The 15,977-nt window shown below is 68.8% G+C and carries 14 protein-coding genes; 4 read left to right on the top strand and 10 right to left on the bottom strand.

Features of this window, described 5'->3' with window-relative positions:
* Window positions 1-86: 86 nt before the first annotated feature.
* The 3 genes from glgX to glgB all read left to right on the top strand — a co-directional run bounded on the left by glgX (window position 87) and on the right by glgB (window position 6,530).
* Window positions 87-2,156 carry a glycogen debranching protein GlgX gene (glgX, locus tag ABD770_RS12360; RefSeq protein WP_344819978.1) on the top strand — a complete coding sequence of 690 codons (2,070 nt, stop codon included), beginning with the start codon at window positions 87-89 and terminating at the stop codon, window positions 2,154-2,156.
* Between the two features lie 76 nt (window positions 2,157-2,232).
* Window positions 2,233-4,326 (top strand): alpha-1,4-glucan--maltose-1-phosphate maltosyltransferase, encoded by a 2,094-nt coding sequence (locus ABD770_RS12355; protein ID WP_344819977.1) that lies wholly within the window; start codon window positions 2,233-2,235, stop codon window positions 4,324-4,326.
* Window positions 4,323-6,530 (top strand): 1,4-alpha-glucan branching protein GlgB, encoded by a 2,208-nt coding sequence (gene glgB / locus ABD770_RS12350; protein WP_344819976.1) that lies wholly within the window; start codon window positions 4,323-4,325, stop codon window positions 6,528-6,530. The genes ABD770_RS12355 and glgB overlap by 4 nt, the downstream gene beginning before the upstream one ends.
* Before the next feature lie 15 nt (window positions 6,531-6,545).
* Here glgB and ABD770_RS12345 read toward each other — a convergent pair whose 3' ends face one another.
* The gene (locus tag ABD770_RS12345; protein ID WP_344819974.1) at window positions 6,546-7,493 is read right to left on the bottom strand and encodes a tetratricopeptide repeat protein; all 948 of its coding nucleotides are present in this window, start codon (window positions 7,491-7,493) and stop codon (window positions 6,546-6,548) included.
* Window positions 7,490-9,322, bottom strand: a complete 1,833-nt coding sequence (locus tag ABD770_RS12340) for a DUF8094 domain-containing protein (RefSeq protein WP_344819972.1) — start codon at window positions 9,320-9,322, stop codon at window positions 7,490-7,492. The genes ABD770_RS12345 and ABD770_RS12340 overlap by 4 nt, the downstream gene beginning before the upstream one ends.
* 161 nt (window positions 9,323-9,483) lie before the next feature.
* On the opposite strand from ABD770_RS12340, the gene ABD770_RS12335 reads away from it, so the two are divergent.
* Entirely contained in the window at window positions 9,484-10,563 is a 1,080-nt protein-coding gene (locus tag ABD770_RS12335; protein ID WP_344819971.1) for an AI-2E family transporter, read from the top strand.
* A gap of 25 nt (window positions 10,564-10,588) precedes the next feature.
* Here the strand turns inward: ABD770_RS12335 and ABD770_RS12330 are convergent, their stop codons facing one another.
* From ABD770_RS12330 to tsf, 8 genes are all read right to left on the bottom strand, one after another.
* Window positions 10,589-10,765: a hypothetical protein gene (locus tag ABD770_RS12330; protein ID WP_344819970.1), complete on the bottom strand. Its 177-nt coding sequence runs from the start codon at window positions 10,763-10,765 to the stop codon at window positions 10,589-10,591.
* Entirely contained in the window at window positions 10,762-11,049 is a 288-nt protein-coding gene (locus tag ABD770_RS12325; protein ID WP_344819969.1) for a hypothetical protein, read from the bottom strand. The genes ABD770_RS12330 and ABD770_RS12325 overlap by 4 nt, the downstream gene beginning before the upstream one ends.
* Window positions 11,050-11,058: 9 nt before the next feature.
* Window positions 11,059-11,682 carry an aggregation-promoting factor C-terminal-like domain-containing protein gene (locus tag ABD770_RS12320; protein WP_344819968.1) on the bottom strand — a complete coding sequence of 208 codons (624 nt, stop codon included), beginning with the start codon at window positions 11,680-11,682 and terminating at the stop codon, window positions 11,059-11,061.
* Between the two features lie 95 nt (window positions 11,683-11,777).
* Window positions 11,778-12,365, bottom strand: a complete 588-nt coding sequence (locus ABD770_RS12315; protein ID WP_344819966.1) for a DivIVA domain-containing protein — start codon at window positions 12,363-12,365, stop codon at window positions 11,778-11,780.
* A complete protein-coding gene (locus ABD770_RS12310) occupies window positions 12,365-13,651 on the bottom strand; it encodes a phosphatidate cytidylyltransferase (RefSeq protein ID WP_344819965.1) in 1,287 nt (428 codons plus the stop codon). The genes ABD770_RS12315 and ABD770_RS12310 overlap by 1 nt, the downstream gene beginning before the upstream one ends.
* A gap of 5 nt (window positions 13,652-13,656) precedes the next feature.
* Entirely contained in the window at window positions 13,657-14,211 is a 555-nt protein-coding gene (gene frr, locus ABD770_RS12305) for a ribosome recycling factor (RefSeq protein WP_344819964.1), read from the bottom strand.
* 74 nt (window positions 14,212-14,285) lie between these two features.
* The gene (gene pyrH / locus ABD770_RS12300) at window positions 14,286-15,002 is read right to left on the bottom strand and encodes a UMP kinase (RefSeq protein WP_344819963.1); all 717 of its coding nucleotides are present in this window, start codon (window positions 15,000-15,002) and stop codon (window positions 14,286-14,288) included.
* 102 nt (window positions 15,003-15,104) lie between these two features.
* Entirely contained in the window at window positions 15,105-15,932 is an 828-nt protein-coding gene (gene tsf / locus ABD770_RS12295; RefSeq protein WP_344819961.1) for a translation elongation factor Ts, read from the bottom strand.
* Window positions 15,933-15,977 lie beyond the last annotated feature (45 nt).

The raw sequence follows: 15,977 nt of genomic DNA, 5'->3' as shown, positions 1-15,977 counted from the left end.
GTCCCTCCGGCATCCGCGGGACCGAGAGCCGTTCCGCCCGGGACCGGAGTCCATCACCGCGCGCGTGCGCGCTTATGCTGTTTCCCATGCCTTCGCCGTCCGGCTCTCCTCTCGGGGGCTCCGCACTCGATGATCTCGGTGTCCGTCTCCACGACGGCACCGGGACGCTGCGTGTGTGGTCGCAGAACGCCTCCTCCGTGGAACTGGTCGTCTTCGACGCCGACGACCTGGACTGGGAGACCGCGCAGGTTCCGTTGCAGCGGCACCCCGGCGGTGTCTGGGAGGTGACGACGGATCTGCTGCAGGCCGGCACGCGCTATGCGCTGCGGGTCGACGGACCGCACGGCCCCGGACACGTGTTCAACCCGGAGACGCTCCTGCTGGACCCGTACGGACGCGGGCTCGCGCAGGGCGACGGCTACGAGCAGTGGCGTTCGGTCGTCATCCGGGACGGGTTCGACTGGGGCGGCGTCGCCAAGCCGCGCACACCGCTCGATCGCACCGTGATCTATGAGGGCCACATCAAAGGGCTCACGAAGCGGCATCCGGACGTCACTCCTGCGCTGCACGGCACGTACGCGGGACTCGCCCACCCCGCGATGATCGACTATCTGAAGAACCTGGGCGTGACGGCCGTGGAACTGCTGCCCGTGCACGCGTTCGTCCCCGAACCGCGTCTGCTCGAACGCGGACTGACGAACTACTGGGGCTACAACACGCTCAACTTCTTCACTCCGCACACCGCCTACGCCAGCGACGCGGCCCGCAAGGACGGCCCGGAGGCCGTGCTCGCGGAGTTCAAGGGCATGGTGCGGCTGCTGCATGAGGCGGGGCTGGAGGTCATCCTCGACGTGGTCTACAACCACACCAGCGAGGAGGGCATCGGCGGGCCGCGTTCCAGCCTGCGCGGCATCGACAACGCCTCGTACTACCGTCAGCAGCCTGACGGGACGTACATCGACACGACGGGCGTCGGCAACACCGTCAACACGGCGACCGAGGCCGCCGCACGCCTCGTGCTGGACTCCCTGCGGTACTGGTCCACCGATATGCAGATCGACGGCTTCCGATTCGATCTGGCCGCGGCCCTCGGCCGTGACGCGAACCACGAGTACGACCGCGAGCACCCGCTGCTGCGCGCCATCCGCGACGACCCGGCTCTGCGCGACGCGAAGATCATCGCCGAGCCGTGGGACGTGGGCCTGGGCGGCTGGCAGACCGGCAACTTCCCGGACGGATGGAGCGAGTGGAACGATCGGTACCGCGACCGCGTCCGCAACTTCTGGCTCAGCGACATCGACTACGCCCGTCGCGCCACCGCCCCCGTCGGCATCGGCGGGTTCGCGAACCGACTCGCAGGGTCCGCGAACACCTACAGCGATCAACGCGGACCGCTGGCCAGCGTCAATTTCATCACGGCCCATGACGGCTTCACCCTGCACGACCTGGTCTCCTACGACGTCAAGCACAACGAGGCCAACGGCGAGGGCAACCGCGACGGCGCCGACATGAACCGCTCCTTCAACCACGGCGTGGAGGGCCCCACAGACGAACCGGCGATCCTCGCCCAGCGTCGCAAGGCCATGCGCAACCTGATGGGGACGCTGCTGCTGTCCGCCGGGATCCCGATGATCACCGCGGGCGACGAGTTCGGGCGCACCCAGCGCGGCAACAACAACGCGTACTGCCAGGACTCGCCGCTGAGCTGGCTGAACTGGGAGCATGAGCAGTGGCAACGGGATCTCACCGCCCATGTCGCGCTGCTCACACGACTGCGCGCGGAGAATCCCGCGCTGCGGCCCGGCCGCTATGCGCGATTGGGCGAGCACATCCCCGACTCGAGCGTCATGGACTGGTTCGATCAGAACGGCGAGACCATGGAGGTCGAGCAGTGGACCGATCCCCGAAACCGCACCCTGCAGTACGTCGCGGCGACGATCCCCGTGGACGGCGCCGCCAACCGCATCCTGCTGATCGTGCACGGCACCGAGGCGCCCATCGACGTCACGCTCCCGGATTCCCTGGAGCAGGCGACGGGATTCGTGCAGCTGTGGTCGAGCGCGCAGGAGACTCCCGCGTCGGAGCAGCAGCGCTTCGCCCCCGGCGACGTCATCCCCGTCCCAGGCACCTCCATGCACCTCTTCCGGGTGGAGTGAGCGCTCCGCACCGGACTCTCCAGCACGTCGGGCCGCAACGTCGCGACCCGCTCGACGAGGGCGTGGTGGGAGCCCGATGGAGCGGTACATTCAAGGTGTGGCAGCACGAACCGCTCAAGAACCCGCGGCGCTGAGAAGCCCCGCCAGGATTCCTCTGCGGCCCGCCGCCGAGACAGCGTCGCCCGGTGGCACGAGAGCGGGGCGCATTCCGTTGTTCTCGCCGACACCGACCGCCCCACACGGATACCCGCCCAAGGCGTTCGCGGGAGAAGTCGTCCCGTTCGGTGTGGTCTCCTTCCGCGAGGGGCACGATCGCATCGGCGTGCACGTCAGACTCCTCGATCCCCACGGCGACGAGAGCCTGCACCGGCTCACGCCTCTCGAGGACGGCACCGACCGGTGGACGACGCAGATCGCGCTGGATCGGGTGGGAGCGTGGCGATATCGTTTCGAGGGCTTCGCCGACGACTTCGCGACGTGGGCGCATTCCGCGGAAGTGAAAGCCGAGGCGGACATCGACATCGCGGTCATGAGCGCTTCGGGCGAGCGCCTGCTGAGATCCGCCGCGTCGCAGAAGGACCGCCCATCGCCCGAACGCACCCGCCTGCGCGCCGCGGCCGAGCGACTGCACGACGCGGATGCCGACACGCTGACCGCCGTCGCGACCGACTCCGACCTCGCCGCGATCTTCCGAGCACGGCCGCGCGCGTCCCTCGGTTCGGTCACCGACTGGATGCCGCTGACGGTGGAGCGGCAGCGCGCCGGGGTGGGCGCGTGGTACGAGTTCTTCCCGCGCTCCGAGGGCGCCGTCCGCCGCGAGGACGGCACCGTGCGCAGCGGCACCCTCCGGTCGGCGGCCAAGCGGCTGCCCGGCGTCGCCGACATGGGGTTCGACGTGCTGTACCTCGTCCCCGTGCATCCGATCGGTCAGACCAACAGGAAGGGGCGGAACAACGCCCTGACCGCCGAGCCCGGCGATCCCGGGTCGCCGTACGCCATCGGCTCCGCCGACGGCGGCCATGATGCGATACATCCCGATCTCGGCACCGAGAAGGACTTCCGGGCGCTGCTGCGCGCGGCGCAGAGGGTCGGGCTGGAGGTCGCGCTCGATCTGGCCCTGCAGGCCTCCCCCGATCACCCCTGGGTGGCCGAGCATCCCGAATGGTTCACGACACTGCCGGACGGCACCATCGCCTATGCGGAGAACCCGCCGAAGAAGTACCAGGACATCTACCCGCTCAACTTCGACAACGACCCCGCCGGGATCTACGCCGAGATGCTCCGTGTCGTCATGCACTGGGTGGGGCTCGGTGTGCGGATCTTCCGGGTCGACAACCCGCACACCAAGCCTCTGCAGTTCTGGGAGTGGCTCATCGCCGAGGTCGAGAAGGCCTCCCCCGGGGTCGTCTTCCTCGCCGAGGCGTTCACCCGCCCCGCCGTCATGCGCGCGCTGGCGGCGGCGGGCTTCCAGCAGAGCTACTCGTACTTCACGTGGCGCAACACGAAGGCCGAACTGGAGGAGTTCCTCACCAGCGTCTCCCAGGAGACGAGTGACTACATGCGGCCCAACCTCTTCGTGAACACGCACGACATCCTCACCGAATACCTGCAGTTCGGCGGACGCGCCGCCTACCGCATCCGTGCCTGCATCGCGGCGACCGCAGCGCCCACGTGGGGCGTGTACGCCGGCTACGAACTCATCGAGAACGTCGCCAGACCCGGGTCCGAGGAGAACATCGACAACGAGAAGTACGAGTACAAGTTCCGGGACTGGGAGGCCGCGGAGCGGAACGGCCGGTCGCTGGCGCCGCTGCTGCGCCGTCTCAACGAGATCCGCCGCGAACACCCCGCACTGCGCCAGCTGCGCAACATCTCCTTCCACTGGAGCGACGACGATGCGGTGCTCGTGTACTCCAAGCACCTGGATGCGGAGTTCACGGGGACGGGCGCGAGCGACACCCTCATCGTCGTGGCCAACCTCGACCCGCACTCGGTCCGCGAGACCACCGTGCATCTCGACACGCGCATCTGGGGCGTTGCGCCGGGCGACCGGTTCGAGGTGGAGGATCTGCTCACAGGAGCCACGTGGACCTGGACCGACCACGACTACGTGCGGCTCGACGCCTTCGCCGAGCCGGTGCACATCCTGAAGGTGAAGGAGCGATCATGAGCTGGACCGAGGATGTCTCCGTATCCGAGGCGTGGGAGAAGGCCGCCGTCGGCGCGCACCACGATCCCCATATGCTGCTGGGCGCGCACCCCGAGACGGATGCCGCAGGGCGCACCGTCACCGTGATCCGGACCCGACGACCATTGGCCGCGTCGGTCACGGCGGTGTTCCTGGACGGCGACAGACTCCCCCTCGAGCACGTCGCCCGGGGGATCTGGGAGGGCAGGCACGCCGGTCCTCCGTCCGCCTACCGCATCGCCTGCGTCTACGCCGGGCAGAACGAGACGATCGCCGGAGATCCGTACCGGCACCTTCCCGCGCTCGGCGAGCTGGATCTGCATCTGATCGGCGAGGGGCGGCACGAGCGGCTGTGGCAGGTCCTCGGTGCGCACCATCGGGTGCTCGACGGTGAGACCGGCGTCGACTTCGCGGTGTGGGCGCCCGACGCGCAGGCCGTGCGCGTATGCGGCGACTGGAACGGCTGGAACGGCGAAGGGCATGCCATGCGCTCGATGGGCGCTGCCGGGGTGTGGGAGCTGTTCATCCCCGACGTCACCGTCGGCAGCCGGTACAAGTACGAGATCCTCACCCCCGACGGGCGTTGGATCCTCAAGGCCGACCCCATGGCGCAGGCGGCGGAGACGCCGCCGGCGACGGCATCCGTCGTCACTCTGAGCGCCCACACGTGGGGCGACGGCGCATGGATGACACGACGGGCAGCCACGCACGCCGTCGCGCAGCCCATGTCGGTCTACGAACTGCATCTGGGCTCCTGGCGCGAAAACCTCGGCTACCGGGACATCGCCGACCCGCTCATCGAGCACGTGACGGCGACGGGCTTCACGCATGTCGAGTTCATGCCGGTCTCCGAGCACCCGTTCGGCGGCTCATGGGGATACCAGGTCAGTGGGTACTACGCGCCCACCGGCAGGTACGGTTCCCCCGACGACCTGCGCTACCTCATCGACCGTCTCCACCAGGCCGGCATCGGTGTGATCCTCGACTGGGTGCCCGGGCATTTCCCGAAGGACGACTTCGCCCTGGCCCGCTTCGACGGCCGTCCGCTGTACGAGCATCCCGATCCCCGTCGCGGTGAGCACCAGGACTGGGGCACCCTGATCTTCGACTACGGCCGGAACGAGGTGCGCAACTTCCTCGTCGCGAACGCCCTGTACTGGCTCAGCGAGTTCCACGCCGACGGGCTGCGGGTGGACGCGGTGGCGTCCATGCTGTACCTGGACTACTCCCGCAAGGACGGCGAGTGGGTGCCGAACATCCACGGCGGCCGGGAGAATCTGGAGGCCATCCGCTTCCTGCAGGAGGTCAACGCCACCGCGTATCGGCTGCACCCGGGCATCGTGATGATCGCGGAGGAGTCCACGGCCTTCCCCGGAGTGACGGCGCCGACCTCGGCGGCGGGCCTCGGCTTCGGGTTCAAGTGGAACATGGGGTGGATGAACGACTCGCTGCAGTACATGACGCGCGACCCCCTGCATCGCTCGCACCACGAGGGCGAGATCACGTTCTCGTTCGTGTACGGGTTCGGTGAGAACTACGTCCTGCCGATCAGTCATGACGAGGTCGTGCACGGCAAGGGTTCACTCGTCTCGCGGATGCCGGGAGATCACGCCCACAAACTCGCCAATGTGCGCGCCTACCTCGGGTACATGTGGGGTCACCCCGGCAAGAAGCTGCTGTTCATGGGACAGGAGTTCGGTCAGATCGGCGAATGGTCGGTCGACCGCGAACTGGACTGGTGGCTGCTGGATCAGCCCGCCCACGCGCAGCTGCAGCGCTTCGTCAGCGCGTTGAATGCGATCTACCGTCGGCAGGCGCCGCTGTGGGAGCGCGACAACGACGGCTCCGGCTTCAGCAGGCTCGGCGCCCCCACGTGGGATCCCAGTGTCGTCGCCTTCGAGCGGCGCGACGCGCACGGCGGACGTCTGGTCGTCGTCTCGAATTTCGCGGGCGTGACGCGCACGGGGTATCGGCTGGAGCTGCCCCGCGAGGGCGCATGGTCGGAGATCCTGAACACGGATGCCGCCGAGTACGGCGGCACGGATGCCGGGAACCTCGGCCTCATCGAGGCGCACCGCGACGCCGACGACGCGCCGGCCGTCGCGACGGTCACCCTGCCCGCGCTGTCGACGATCTGGTTCCGCCACCAGAACGATCCGCACGTTCCCGCCATCGGCCGGGGGTGACCCCCGGCCGCCGCCTCAGAACAGCAGTGAGGTGAGGCGAGTCCGTGCGGCGGCGACGCGGGGGTCGGACGCTCCGATGAGACCGAACAGCTCCACCAGGCGCTCACGGATCGCCGTGCGCTGATCGGGCTCGGCGGCCGAGAACAGGTCCAGCAGGCGCGAGAACGCGTCCTCGACGTGGCCGCCGGCGAGATCCAGATCCGCGACCCGGAACTGCGCCTCCACGTCGGTCGGCGAGGCGGCGGCCGCCGCCCTCGCCTCGTGCAGGTCGAGCCCCTGCACCCGATCGAGCAGACGAACCTGACCGAGGCCGGCCCGGGCATCCTCATCACGCGGGTTCTCCGCCAGCGCCCGCTGGTAGGCATCCGCCGCCCGTTTGTAGTCGCCTGCCTCGATGGCCGCATACGCCTCGGCATGCAGTGGCGGCAGCGGCTGCTCCTCGGGCTGCTCGGCCTGCCCGGCCTCCGTGGACTCGCCGACGGGCACGCTGCCGGTCACGCCGTTCTGCGCGGCCACCTCGAGGAGCTTCGCGAACACCTCGCGCACCTGCTCCTCGGGAACGGCACCGGTGAACATCGGCACCGGCTGCCCTCCGATCAGCGCCACCACCAGCGGGATCGACTGCGCACGGAACGCCTGAGCGATCTGCGGGTTGGCGTCGACGTCCACCTTGGCGAGCACCACCCGACCGTGCTGCTCACGCGTGACCTTCTCGATGATGGGACTGAGCTGCTTGCAGGGCCCGCACCATTCGGCCCACAGGTCGACGACGACGGGAACCGTGCGGGAGAGTTCGAGGATCTCGCCGAAGGTCGCGTCTGTGACGTCGACGACGAGGCCCCGGGCCGCTCCCTGGCCCTCGGACGATGCTTCTCCCGCCGTGGGGGCCGGTTGTGCCGCACGGCCTCGCAGTGAGGAAAGGTCGACGGCGCCGCGAAGGGCGGCCGCGGAGATCTCGGTCACTTGATCACCTCTACGTTCATCAGATCCTGGTGGTAGGCCAGCAGTCGAATCTGCTGGTTGGAGCCCTGTGCGGGCACGGCGAAGAACAGCTGGATCCCCCAGCGCGTGATGTAGCCCTTCGCCGCTTCCTTGACCCCCGTGAGCGCCTTGGCCGGCTCGTCACCGCCGAAGCGGATGACGGCGTCGGAGGTGGTGGGCTTGACGGTCTGGGTGTCGATGACACTGACGGCGACGACCGCACCGCTGTCGAGGGTCGCGAGGGACATCGGCTCGTAGTCCGACGGCGTCATGGCGAACTCGGCCTTCGAGGTCTTGGCCGCTCCCGCATCCGCGGCCTTCTTCACGACGGCGGCGCGGCTGTCGCGCACCGACTGGGCGAACTCCGCGGCCATGTCGTCGAAGAGTCCGGCGAACTCGCTCTTGTCCCCCGCGTCGACGTAGTCGGAGTACGCCCCGGACAGCTCGGCCGGGGCCAGCGACAGGAACGCCGACTCGGCGGGAACCCGGGTCGTGCCCAGCCAGGCGGGCGCCACCTTCGGGAAGGCGCCGGATGCCGGCATGTCCCCCATCGCGGTGACGCGGTAGTTGGCCCACGGATCCGTCTGGGTCATGGTGAGCATGACCGGCGGCTTGGTCTCGTCGTCCTCGGCGACGGTGAGCGCCAACACGGTCCGCGGCCAGCTCTCGGTGGCCTCGGGAAGGAGGATCTTCACCTTCCCCAGCGGGGACACCAGCGGGGTGTCGCGCCCCTCGATGCGCTCGCGGAGCGTGTACTCGGTCTGCCGCCCGGCCAGCGCCGCACCGTCCAGCCGGGTCTCGGCCAGATCCGCATCGAGCTCGTCGTCCGCTCGGGTCAGGGTGCTCGCGATCTCGCCGACGATCCGCTGCCCCTGCTTCTCGCTCACCACAGGCTGCTTCTGGTTCTCCGGCGCCACCACCGTCGGGCTGGCCGTCGGTGTGGGCGAGGCGGCGTCCGGCTGGGGCCAGGAGTCGGCCGTGCAGCCGGTGGCCAGCAGCCCCGTGAGCACGAGAGCGGGCAGAGCCAGCGCGCCTCTGCGCGCCGTGTGCGCGATCCGCTGAGCGCCCGAAACGCCCTGCGGGCCGGGAGCATCCTGCGCGCCGGAACGGTCACCGCGCTCGATCTCCCGCTGCTCGGGCACGCTGATCGGCTGGGTCTCCGGAAGCGGGCCGGGCCCCTTCCGTCGCGGGCCGCGGCCGCGTCGCTGGTGCCGGATGCCGAGGATGTACAGCACGATCCCTATCGCCAGCAGCAGCCCACCGGTCGCCATCAGCGGCCCCGCCCACGGTGTGCGAGTGTCCAGGGCCCAGGAGACGAGGATGTCCGCCGGTGCGGGCTCGATGCCGTCCCTGGCGATCAGGACGCTGTTCCCCTCGGTCAGCTGCAGGTTCGCGACAAGGGCGTCCTGGTCGGCGAAGGAGTCGAGCCAGAGGTCCGAGCCCACCGGCGAACGCCCGGAGGTCTCGCCGCCCTCCGCAGGCGGCTGTGCGGCCGCCACGCGCTCGGTCTTCGGCTTCTGCGCCTTGGTGAGCGACACATGATCGTAGGCGGTGTCGGACAGCCATGCCACCATGTCGTCGGTGCGTCCGTAGGCGACGAAGATGTCACCCTGGCCGCGCACGATCAGGGTCTGCAGGCCCGGGTTCGCGCGCAGTACACGGGCGTCGACGAGGACGTACGGCGTCGGCTGATCGACGGTCAGCTCCATGCGCTGCTCGCTGGGACCCTTGAAGATCGTCCGCTGCGCGATTCCCGCTCCGATGAGAACCGTGGCCAGCACGAAGGCCACGACGGCCCATACGAATCGCACGAATCAACTCCTTACGTGACCGCGGGCGTGCCCCGGCGGTCTCCGCTCGACTTTCCAGACTAGCGAAAGCACCTGTGCGTTGCCCACCAGCGTTTCCCGCACGCCTGCAGGGCACCGGGCGCGGTGACGATTAGGCTTGCTCGCATCCGACCGGGAGAACGATGAAGATCCACAGCCCTTTCCGCACCGCACTGGTGGCGACCCTCGGCGTCGGCCTGGGGATCATGCTGCTGACCAGCGTGCAGATGCTCTCGACCGTGTTGCTGTACATCGGCACCGCGCTGTTCCTCAGCCTGGGTCTGGATCCGCTGGTCACCCTCCTCGAGCGGCGTGGCCTGCCGAGGTGGGCGGCTGTCCTCAGCACCATCGTGGCCGTGCTCGGCGCGTTCACCGCGATCGTGCTGATCGTCCTGCCCGTGGTCACCGAGCAGATCTCGCAGCTGGTCTCGCAGGTGACCGCGCTGGTCGTCAACGGCGACCGCACGGTGCAGCACCTCAAGGACTGGATGACGGAGACGTTCCCCACCCTGCGCGTGGACGACGTGTTCGCCTACGTGCAGAACTGGCTTGAGCAGGAGGACTGGGCCCGAAACGTCGCGGACTGGGGCGGGTCGATCGGACAGGGGGTCCTCATCGTCGGGGGCGCCCTGCTGACGGGCCTGTTCGGAGCGTTCATCGTGCTGGTGCTGACGATCTACTTCACCGCGTCGACGCCCTCGCTCAAGCGTGCCGTGTATCAGCTCGTGCCCTCATCCCGGCGTGAGCGATTCATCGACATCGCCGACCAGATCACCGATTCCGTCGGCCATTACGTGATGGGACAGGTCGCCCTGGGAGTCATCAACGGCCTGCTCAGCTCGGTGTACCTCTCGATCATCGGCGCGCCGTTCACCGCAGTCCTCGCCGTCGTGGCTTTCTTCTTCTCGCTCATCCCCCTCGTCGGCACGCTGACGGGCTCAGCGGTGATCGTGCTGGCGTGCCTGCTGCCGGGCGTGGGGTCGCCGGGGACGGCGCTGGCCGCCGCGATCTACTACCTCATCTACATGCAGCTCGAGGCCTACTTCATCGCGCCGCGCATCATGAGTCGCGCGGTATCCGTCCCGGGCGCCGTCGTCGTCATCGCCGCACTGTCCGGCGGTGCGCTGCTGGGCCTTTTGGGCGCGCTCATCGCTATCCCCGTCGCCGCGAGCATCCTCATCATCTACCGGCAGGTGCTCATCCCCCGGATGAACGAGCAATGAGCGGCCGACGCCTTCGACGGGCGGCTCAATCCTCCCAGTCCGTGGACAGCGGCAGCGGATGCGGGGTGATCAGCGTGGCCAACGGCTCCCGCTGCTCGGGCACGGCCGGCTCGTCGACGAGCCGCGGTCCGTCGGCGGTCACCAGCTCGAGGTCCGTGCGGTCCGCCGACAGCAGCACCGGGCCGCGGGTGCGGATGGTCATGCGATGGTCCAGCAGTGCGTGTGCCAGTGCCGTCTGGCGGCGAGGTCGGCGGCGTCGCCCATCACACCGTCCGCACGCCAGACGACCAGGTGCGCAGTGGCCGGTGGGATGGTGCGCCCGCAGCCCGGACACGTGTACTCCTTGACCGCCCGGGCCGCCGAAAGGGGCTGCACGGTCCATTCGTGCCCTCGTCGTGTCTCGGTGCGCTTCCAGCCCGCGAGAAGGCGATCGAAGGACTCGTCAGCGCGGGACCTGTCAGGTCGCCGACGGCGGGATCGTGCCATTCGCCGGATCTACCACCAGTGGTTGCGGGTCCAGAACGCGTAGGCGCCCGCCCAGCCGCCGTATCGTCCGGTCGCGTACCCGCTGCCCCAGCGCAGGTTGTCGACCGGGTTGTAACCGTTCCCGGGAACCTTGCTGCACGGCAGCGCCTGCACCAGTCCGCACGCGCCGGAGGAGCTGTTGGTGGCGTTGGGGTTCCAGCCGCTCTCACGGGAGACGATGTAGTCGACGTACGCCCAGTCACCCTGAGCGATTCCCGCTGCGCTCATCCACTCCTCCTTGCTGCCGCCGCCGGTGTACTTCGGTCGCGGGGCGGAGGCGGAGGCCGTCGCCGGCTTGGGCGTGGGCTTCGGCTTGGGTTTGATGTAGACCTCGAAACTGCCGCGCTCCACCTGTTCGATCGGCGCGCCCTGCACGGAGACCGTGATGTCCTGGGTGTCCTGGGCCGCCAGTGAGAACGCCGTGACCGCCGCCTCGGCGGCGCTCGGGTCGGCGAGGGCCGTGCCTGTGGGCGCGAGCAGCGCCGCGGAGAAACCGACGACGGCGAGACCCGCACCGACGGCACTGAGCCGACGCCGCCATGTTCTGGTCTTGTTCGAACCGAACGCATTCGGGCGCGTCGATGTCGATATCAATTCGTTATCGGGAGTCACGATGGGGATCAGTCTAACCAGAACACCCTGGGACGTCCATGAGAGCGCCCCGCGTGGTGGACCGGACTCGGAGACGCTCAGCGAACGGCGAGCATGACCTCCACGGTGGCGTCGAGGAGGGCGTCGACCTGCTCCTCCCGGTAGCCGCCGCGCTGCATCCGGAATGCCGCCGCGCGGATCTGCTCGACCTCCAGCGCATCGCCGTCCCGCAGGAAGCCGATGATCCGCTGCGCGACATGGTCGACCTCATCGATGCGGTACCCGAACACCAGTCGGTTCGTCCGGGCGAACCGGCGTCGCGGCGGTCGCGCCAGATGGTCCAGGATCTCCTGCGCATCCGTCCTGGCCTGCGCGACCCACGCCTCGACGCCGACTGCGCGCACGGCGCGCTCCCTCGCCCTCGCGGCGAACGCGTCCTCGACCCGCCCCAGCGCCGCATCGACGTCCGCGATGACATAGCCTCGCTTGACGAGCGGGAAGGAGGCGCTGCGCACCTGGTCGGCACCGAAGTCACCACGGTCGTCCTCGAAGGCGCCTCTGGCGGCCTCCAGGAACGTGTCGACGGCCGCGCGATGATATCCGCGCGTGCGGCCCGTCGTCAGGGCGAACGCCGGCGGTGCGGCCTGCTCCTCCGCCTCGAACACATCCAGATCTGCGTCAGTCATCACGAAACCATCCACGGCGTCAACAGGAACGACAGCGCCAGCGCGGGCACGGTCGAGGGCAGGATGCTGTCCAGCCGGTCCAGCAGGCCGCCGTGTCCGGGCAGCCAGGAGCTCATGTCCTTGATGCCCAGATCGCGCTTGAGCAGGGACTCGGCGAGGTCGCCGAGCGTCGCGGAGAGGAGGATCGCCGCGCCCAGGATCAGGCCGCACCACCATTCCAGGTGCAGCAGGTACACCGCCAGCAGCACGCCGACGGTCAGCGAGCCGAGGACCGCCCCCGCGAATCCCTCCCAGGTCTTCTTCGGGCTGATGCGCGGCGCCATCGGGTGCTTGCCGAAGGCGAGGCCGGTCGCGTACGCGAAGGTGTCCGCCGCGACGGCGATGGACACGAAGGTGAGCACCCACCACTCGCCGTTCTCCCGGAACAGCAGCATGATGGCCAATGAAGCCAGGAACGGTACGTAGATCTGCACGAACCCGCCGGTCACGACGTCCGCGAGCACATCGCCGTAAGTGCGACCGTCCTTCGCGACCATCTGAGCGAGCATCCGCCACACGGCGATGAAGGACACCGCGACGATGAGCACCACCCAGCTGATCCAGAATTCGCCGGTCACACCCGCCAGCACGACACCCGTCGCGGCGATGAGCTGCGGAACCGCGTCCACCCTGCGGCCTCCCGTGCGCAGGGCACGGGAGAGCTCGTATGTGCCCAGCAGACCGGCCGCCAGCGCGATCGGGACGAACAGCCACTTCACGAACAGCAGAGACGCCACGAACGCGGCGCCGAAGGCCACGCCGATGACGATCGCGAGGATGAGATCCCGGCCGGTGCGCTCCTTGATGCGCTCATTGGCCTGGTCGAAGTGATCGCGCGCCTGTGAGACATGCGACTCCAGCTGGTCCCGGGCCTGCGACACATGCGACTCGAGCTCGTCACGGCGGGCACGCCAGTGCTCTCGGATCGCACTGTGCTCTCCCGTCGCCGGTTCGACGTCCTCGGCTGCTCTCACCGGACGGGCAGCGTTCACGGTGCCGCCCTGGGCGTCCGACGGCAGAGGGGGTCGGGGCGGTACGCGCGAGGCGTCGAACCCCGGGAACGCCTCATCCGACAGCGGCACACCGGATGCCGAGGTCCCCACGTCGGCACCTGGGACACCGTGCACGGGGGTCCGCGCATCGTCGGCGCGCCGCGCACGGATGTCCGTGTGCGCGGTCGACGCATCCGCCGAGTCGGGCTCGGGAGCCTCGGCCGGGCGATCCTCGGAGTCGTTGGCGTCGGGCATGCAGGTCAGACCTCGAGGAGTTCAGCCTCTTTGCGCTTGAGTGCATCGTCGATGGCTTCGACGTGCTGACGGGTCAGAGCGTCCAGCTCCTTCTCGCCGCGCGTGATCTCGTCCTCACCGACCTCGGACTTCAGCGCGTCCAGCTCGTCCTTCGCCTTGCGACGGATCCCACGGATCTGCACCCGCGCATCCTCGCCCTTGCTGCGGACGAGCTTGACGTACTCCTTGCGGCGCTCCTCGGTGAGCTCGGGCATCGTCACGCGAATGATGTTGCCGTCATTGGACGGGTTGGCACCGAGATTGGGCATGTCGCGGATGGCCTGCTCGATGGCTTTGAGCGCGGACTTGTCGTAGGGCGTGACGATGAGCGACCTGGCCTCGGGGTTGGCCAGCGAAGCCAGCTGCGCGAGAGGCGTGGGCGACCCGTAGTAGTCGACGAGCACCTTCTGGAACAGCTGCGGGTTGGCGCGCCCGGTGCGGACCGTGGCGAAGTCCTCCTTGGCGGCTTCGACCGCACGCGACATGCGTCCGGTGGTTTCGGCGAGGACATCCGCGATCACGGGGGCTCCTTACATCAGGGGTTTGGTTCGATTCTATCCGGCGGTCATCAGACCCACCTGCAGCGACAGGGCGCTCAGGCGGTGACCAGCGTGCCGATCGGCTCGCCCAGCAGCGCGCGGGTGACGTTGCCGACGGGCTCCATGCCGAACACGCGCATGTCCATGGCGTTGTCCATGCACAGGCTGAACGCGGTGGAGTCGACGACCTTCAAACCGCGCTGCAGCGCATCCCGGTAGGTGACCCTCTCGATGCGCTGCGCGGTGGCGTCCTTGTTGGGGTCGGCCGTGTAGATCGCATCCACGCCGTTCTTGGCGACCAGCACCTCCTGGGCGCGGATCTCCAGAGCGCGCTGGGCTGCCACGGTGTCCGTGGAGAAGTACGGCAGGCCCGCACCGGCGCCGAAGATGACCACGCGCCCCTTCTCCATGTGGCGCTCGGCGCGCAATGGGATGTACGGCTCGGCGACCTGAGTCATCTGGATGGCGGACTGCACACGCGTGGGGGCACCCGCCTGCTCGAGGAAGTCCTGCAGGGCGAGCGCGTTCATGACGGTGCCGAGCATGCCCATGTAGTCGGCGCGCCCACGGTCCATGCCGCGCCGGCTGAGCTCCGCTCCACGGAAGAAGTTGCCGCCGCCGACGACGATCGCGATCTCCACACGGTCCACCGCTGCGGCGATGTCCCGGGCGATCCGGCTGACGACGTCGGGGTCGACTCCCAGCGACCCGCCGCCGAAGGCCTCACCGGACAGTTTGAGGAGGACGCGGCGGCGTCCGGTGCGTTCAGTCATGGGGAGTGTCCTCTCGTCCGGTTTCAAGATACTGCCTCGGCCTGCTCCGGGCATGCAGAAGGGGGTTCGGACCGTGTGTGGATCCGAACCCCCTCCGAGGTGTTACGCGCCGACCTTGAACCGCGCGAAGTCGGTGACGGTGATGCCCGCACTCTTCGCGACCTGGCCCACGGACTGCTTGTTGTCCTTCGCATAGTCCTGCTCGAGCAGGGCGACCTGCTTGAAGAACGCGGTGACCCGGCCCTCGACGATCTTCGGAAGCGCGGCCTCGGGCTTGCCCTCGTTGCGCGAGATCTCGGTGACGATCTCCCGCTCCTTTTCGACATCGGCCGCGGGGACGTCCTCGCGGCTGAGGTATGAGGGGTTCGCGAACGAGATGTGCTGCGCGATGCTGCGTGCGGTCTCCGCATCGCTGCCCGTGTACGCGAGGGCGACGCCGATCTGCGGCGGCAGATCCTTGCTGGTGCGGTGCAGGTACACCGACAGGGACTCGCCCTTGACGGTGCGGACCCGACGCAGCTCGACCTTCTCGCCGATGATCGCAGCCTCATCGGAGATGAGCTGCTCGACGGTCTGGTCGCCGGCCGGTGCGGCCAGTGCGGACTCGAGGGAATCCGCCGCGACGGCGGCGACCGCGTCGGCCACCTTGTCGGCGAGCGTGATGAAGCGCTCGTTCTTCGCGACGAAGTCGGTCTCGCAGGCGAGCTCGATCAGCGTGACGGCGCCGTCGGTCTCCCGCGCGGCGACCAGACCCTCGCTGGTGGAGCGGTCAGCGCGCTTCGCGTTGCCCTTGGCACCCTTCAGGCGCAGGATCTCGGTGGCCTTCTCGACGTCGCCGTCGGCCTCCTCGAGCGCCTTCTTGGTGTCGACCATTCCGGTTCCGAGCTGCTCGCGCAGCGCCTTGATGTCGGCGATGGTGAAGTTGGCCATGTGTGGTGGCTCCTTGCTTCGTGTCTGTGCGGGTGTGCGGGTTGC

It is taken from the genome of Microbacterium soli, assembly GCF_039539005.1.
In the GTDB taxonomy this organism is placed as follows: Bacteria; Actinomycetota; Actinomycetes; order Actinomycetales; family Microbacteriaceae; genus Microbacterium; species Microbacterium soli.
This window is presented reverse-complemented; position numbering and strand designations above follow the sequence as displayed.

What these genes read in the sequence shown, in the direction of transcription:
- glgB (WP_344819976.1), top strand. Translation starts at nt 4,323, where the DNA reads ATGAGCTGGACCGAGGATGTCTCCGTATCCGAGGCGTGGGAGAAGGCC.
- ABD770_RS12335 (WP_344819971.1), top strand. Translation starts at nt 9,484, where the DNA reads ATGAAGATCCACAGCCCTTTCCGCACCGCACTGGTGGCGACCCTCGGC.
- ABD770_RS12355 (WP_344819977.1), top strand. Translation starts at nt 2,233, where the DNA reads ATGGAGCGGTACATTCAAGGTGTGGCAGCACGAACCGCTCAAGAACCC.
- pyrH (WP_344819963.1), bottom strand. Translation starts at nt 15,002, where the DNA reads ATGACTGAACGCACCGGACGCCGCCGCGTCCTCCTCAAACTGTCCGGT.
- glgX (WP_344819978.1), top strand. Translation starts at nt 87, where the DNA reads ATGCCTTCGCCGTCCGGCTCTCCTCTCGGGGGCTCCGCACTCGATGAT.
- ABD770_RS12315 (WP_344819966.1), bottom strand. Translation starts at nt 12,365, where the DNA reads ATGACTGACGCAGATCTGGATGTGTTCGAGGCGGAGGAGCAGGCCGCA.
- tsf (WP_344819961.1), bottom strand. Translation starts at nt 15,932, where the DNA reads ATGGCCAACTTCACCATCGCCGACATCAAGGCGCTGCGCGAGCAGCTC.
- ABD770_RS12330 (WP_344819970.1), bottom strand. Translation starts at nt 10,765, where the DNA reads ATGACCATCCGCACCCGCGGCCCGGTGCTGCTGTCGGCGGACCGCACG.
- ABD770_RS12310 (WP_344819965.1), bottom strand. Translation starts at nt 13,651, where the DNA reads ATGCCCGACGCCAACGACTCCGAGGATCGCCCGGCCGAGGCTCCCGAG.
- ABD770_RS12325 (WP_344819969.1), bottom strand. Translation starts at nt 11,049, where the DNA reads ATGGCACGATCCCGCCGTCGGCGACCTGACAGGTCCCGCGCTGACGAG.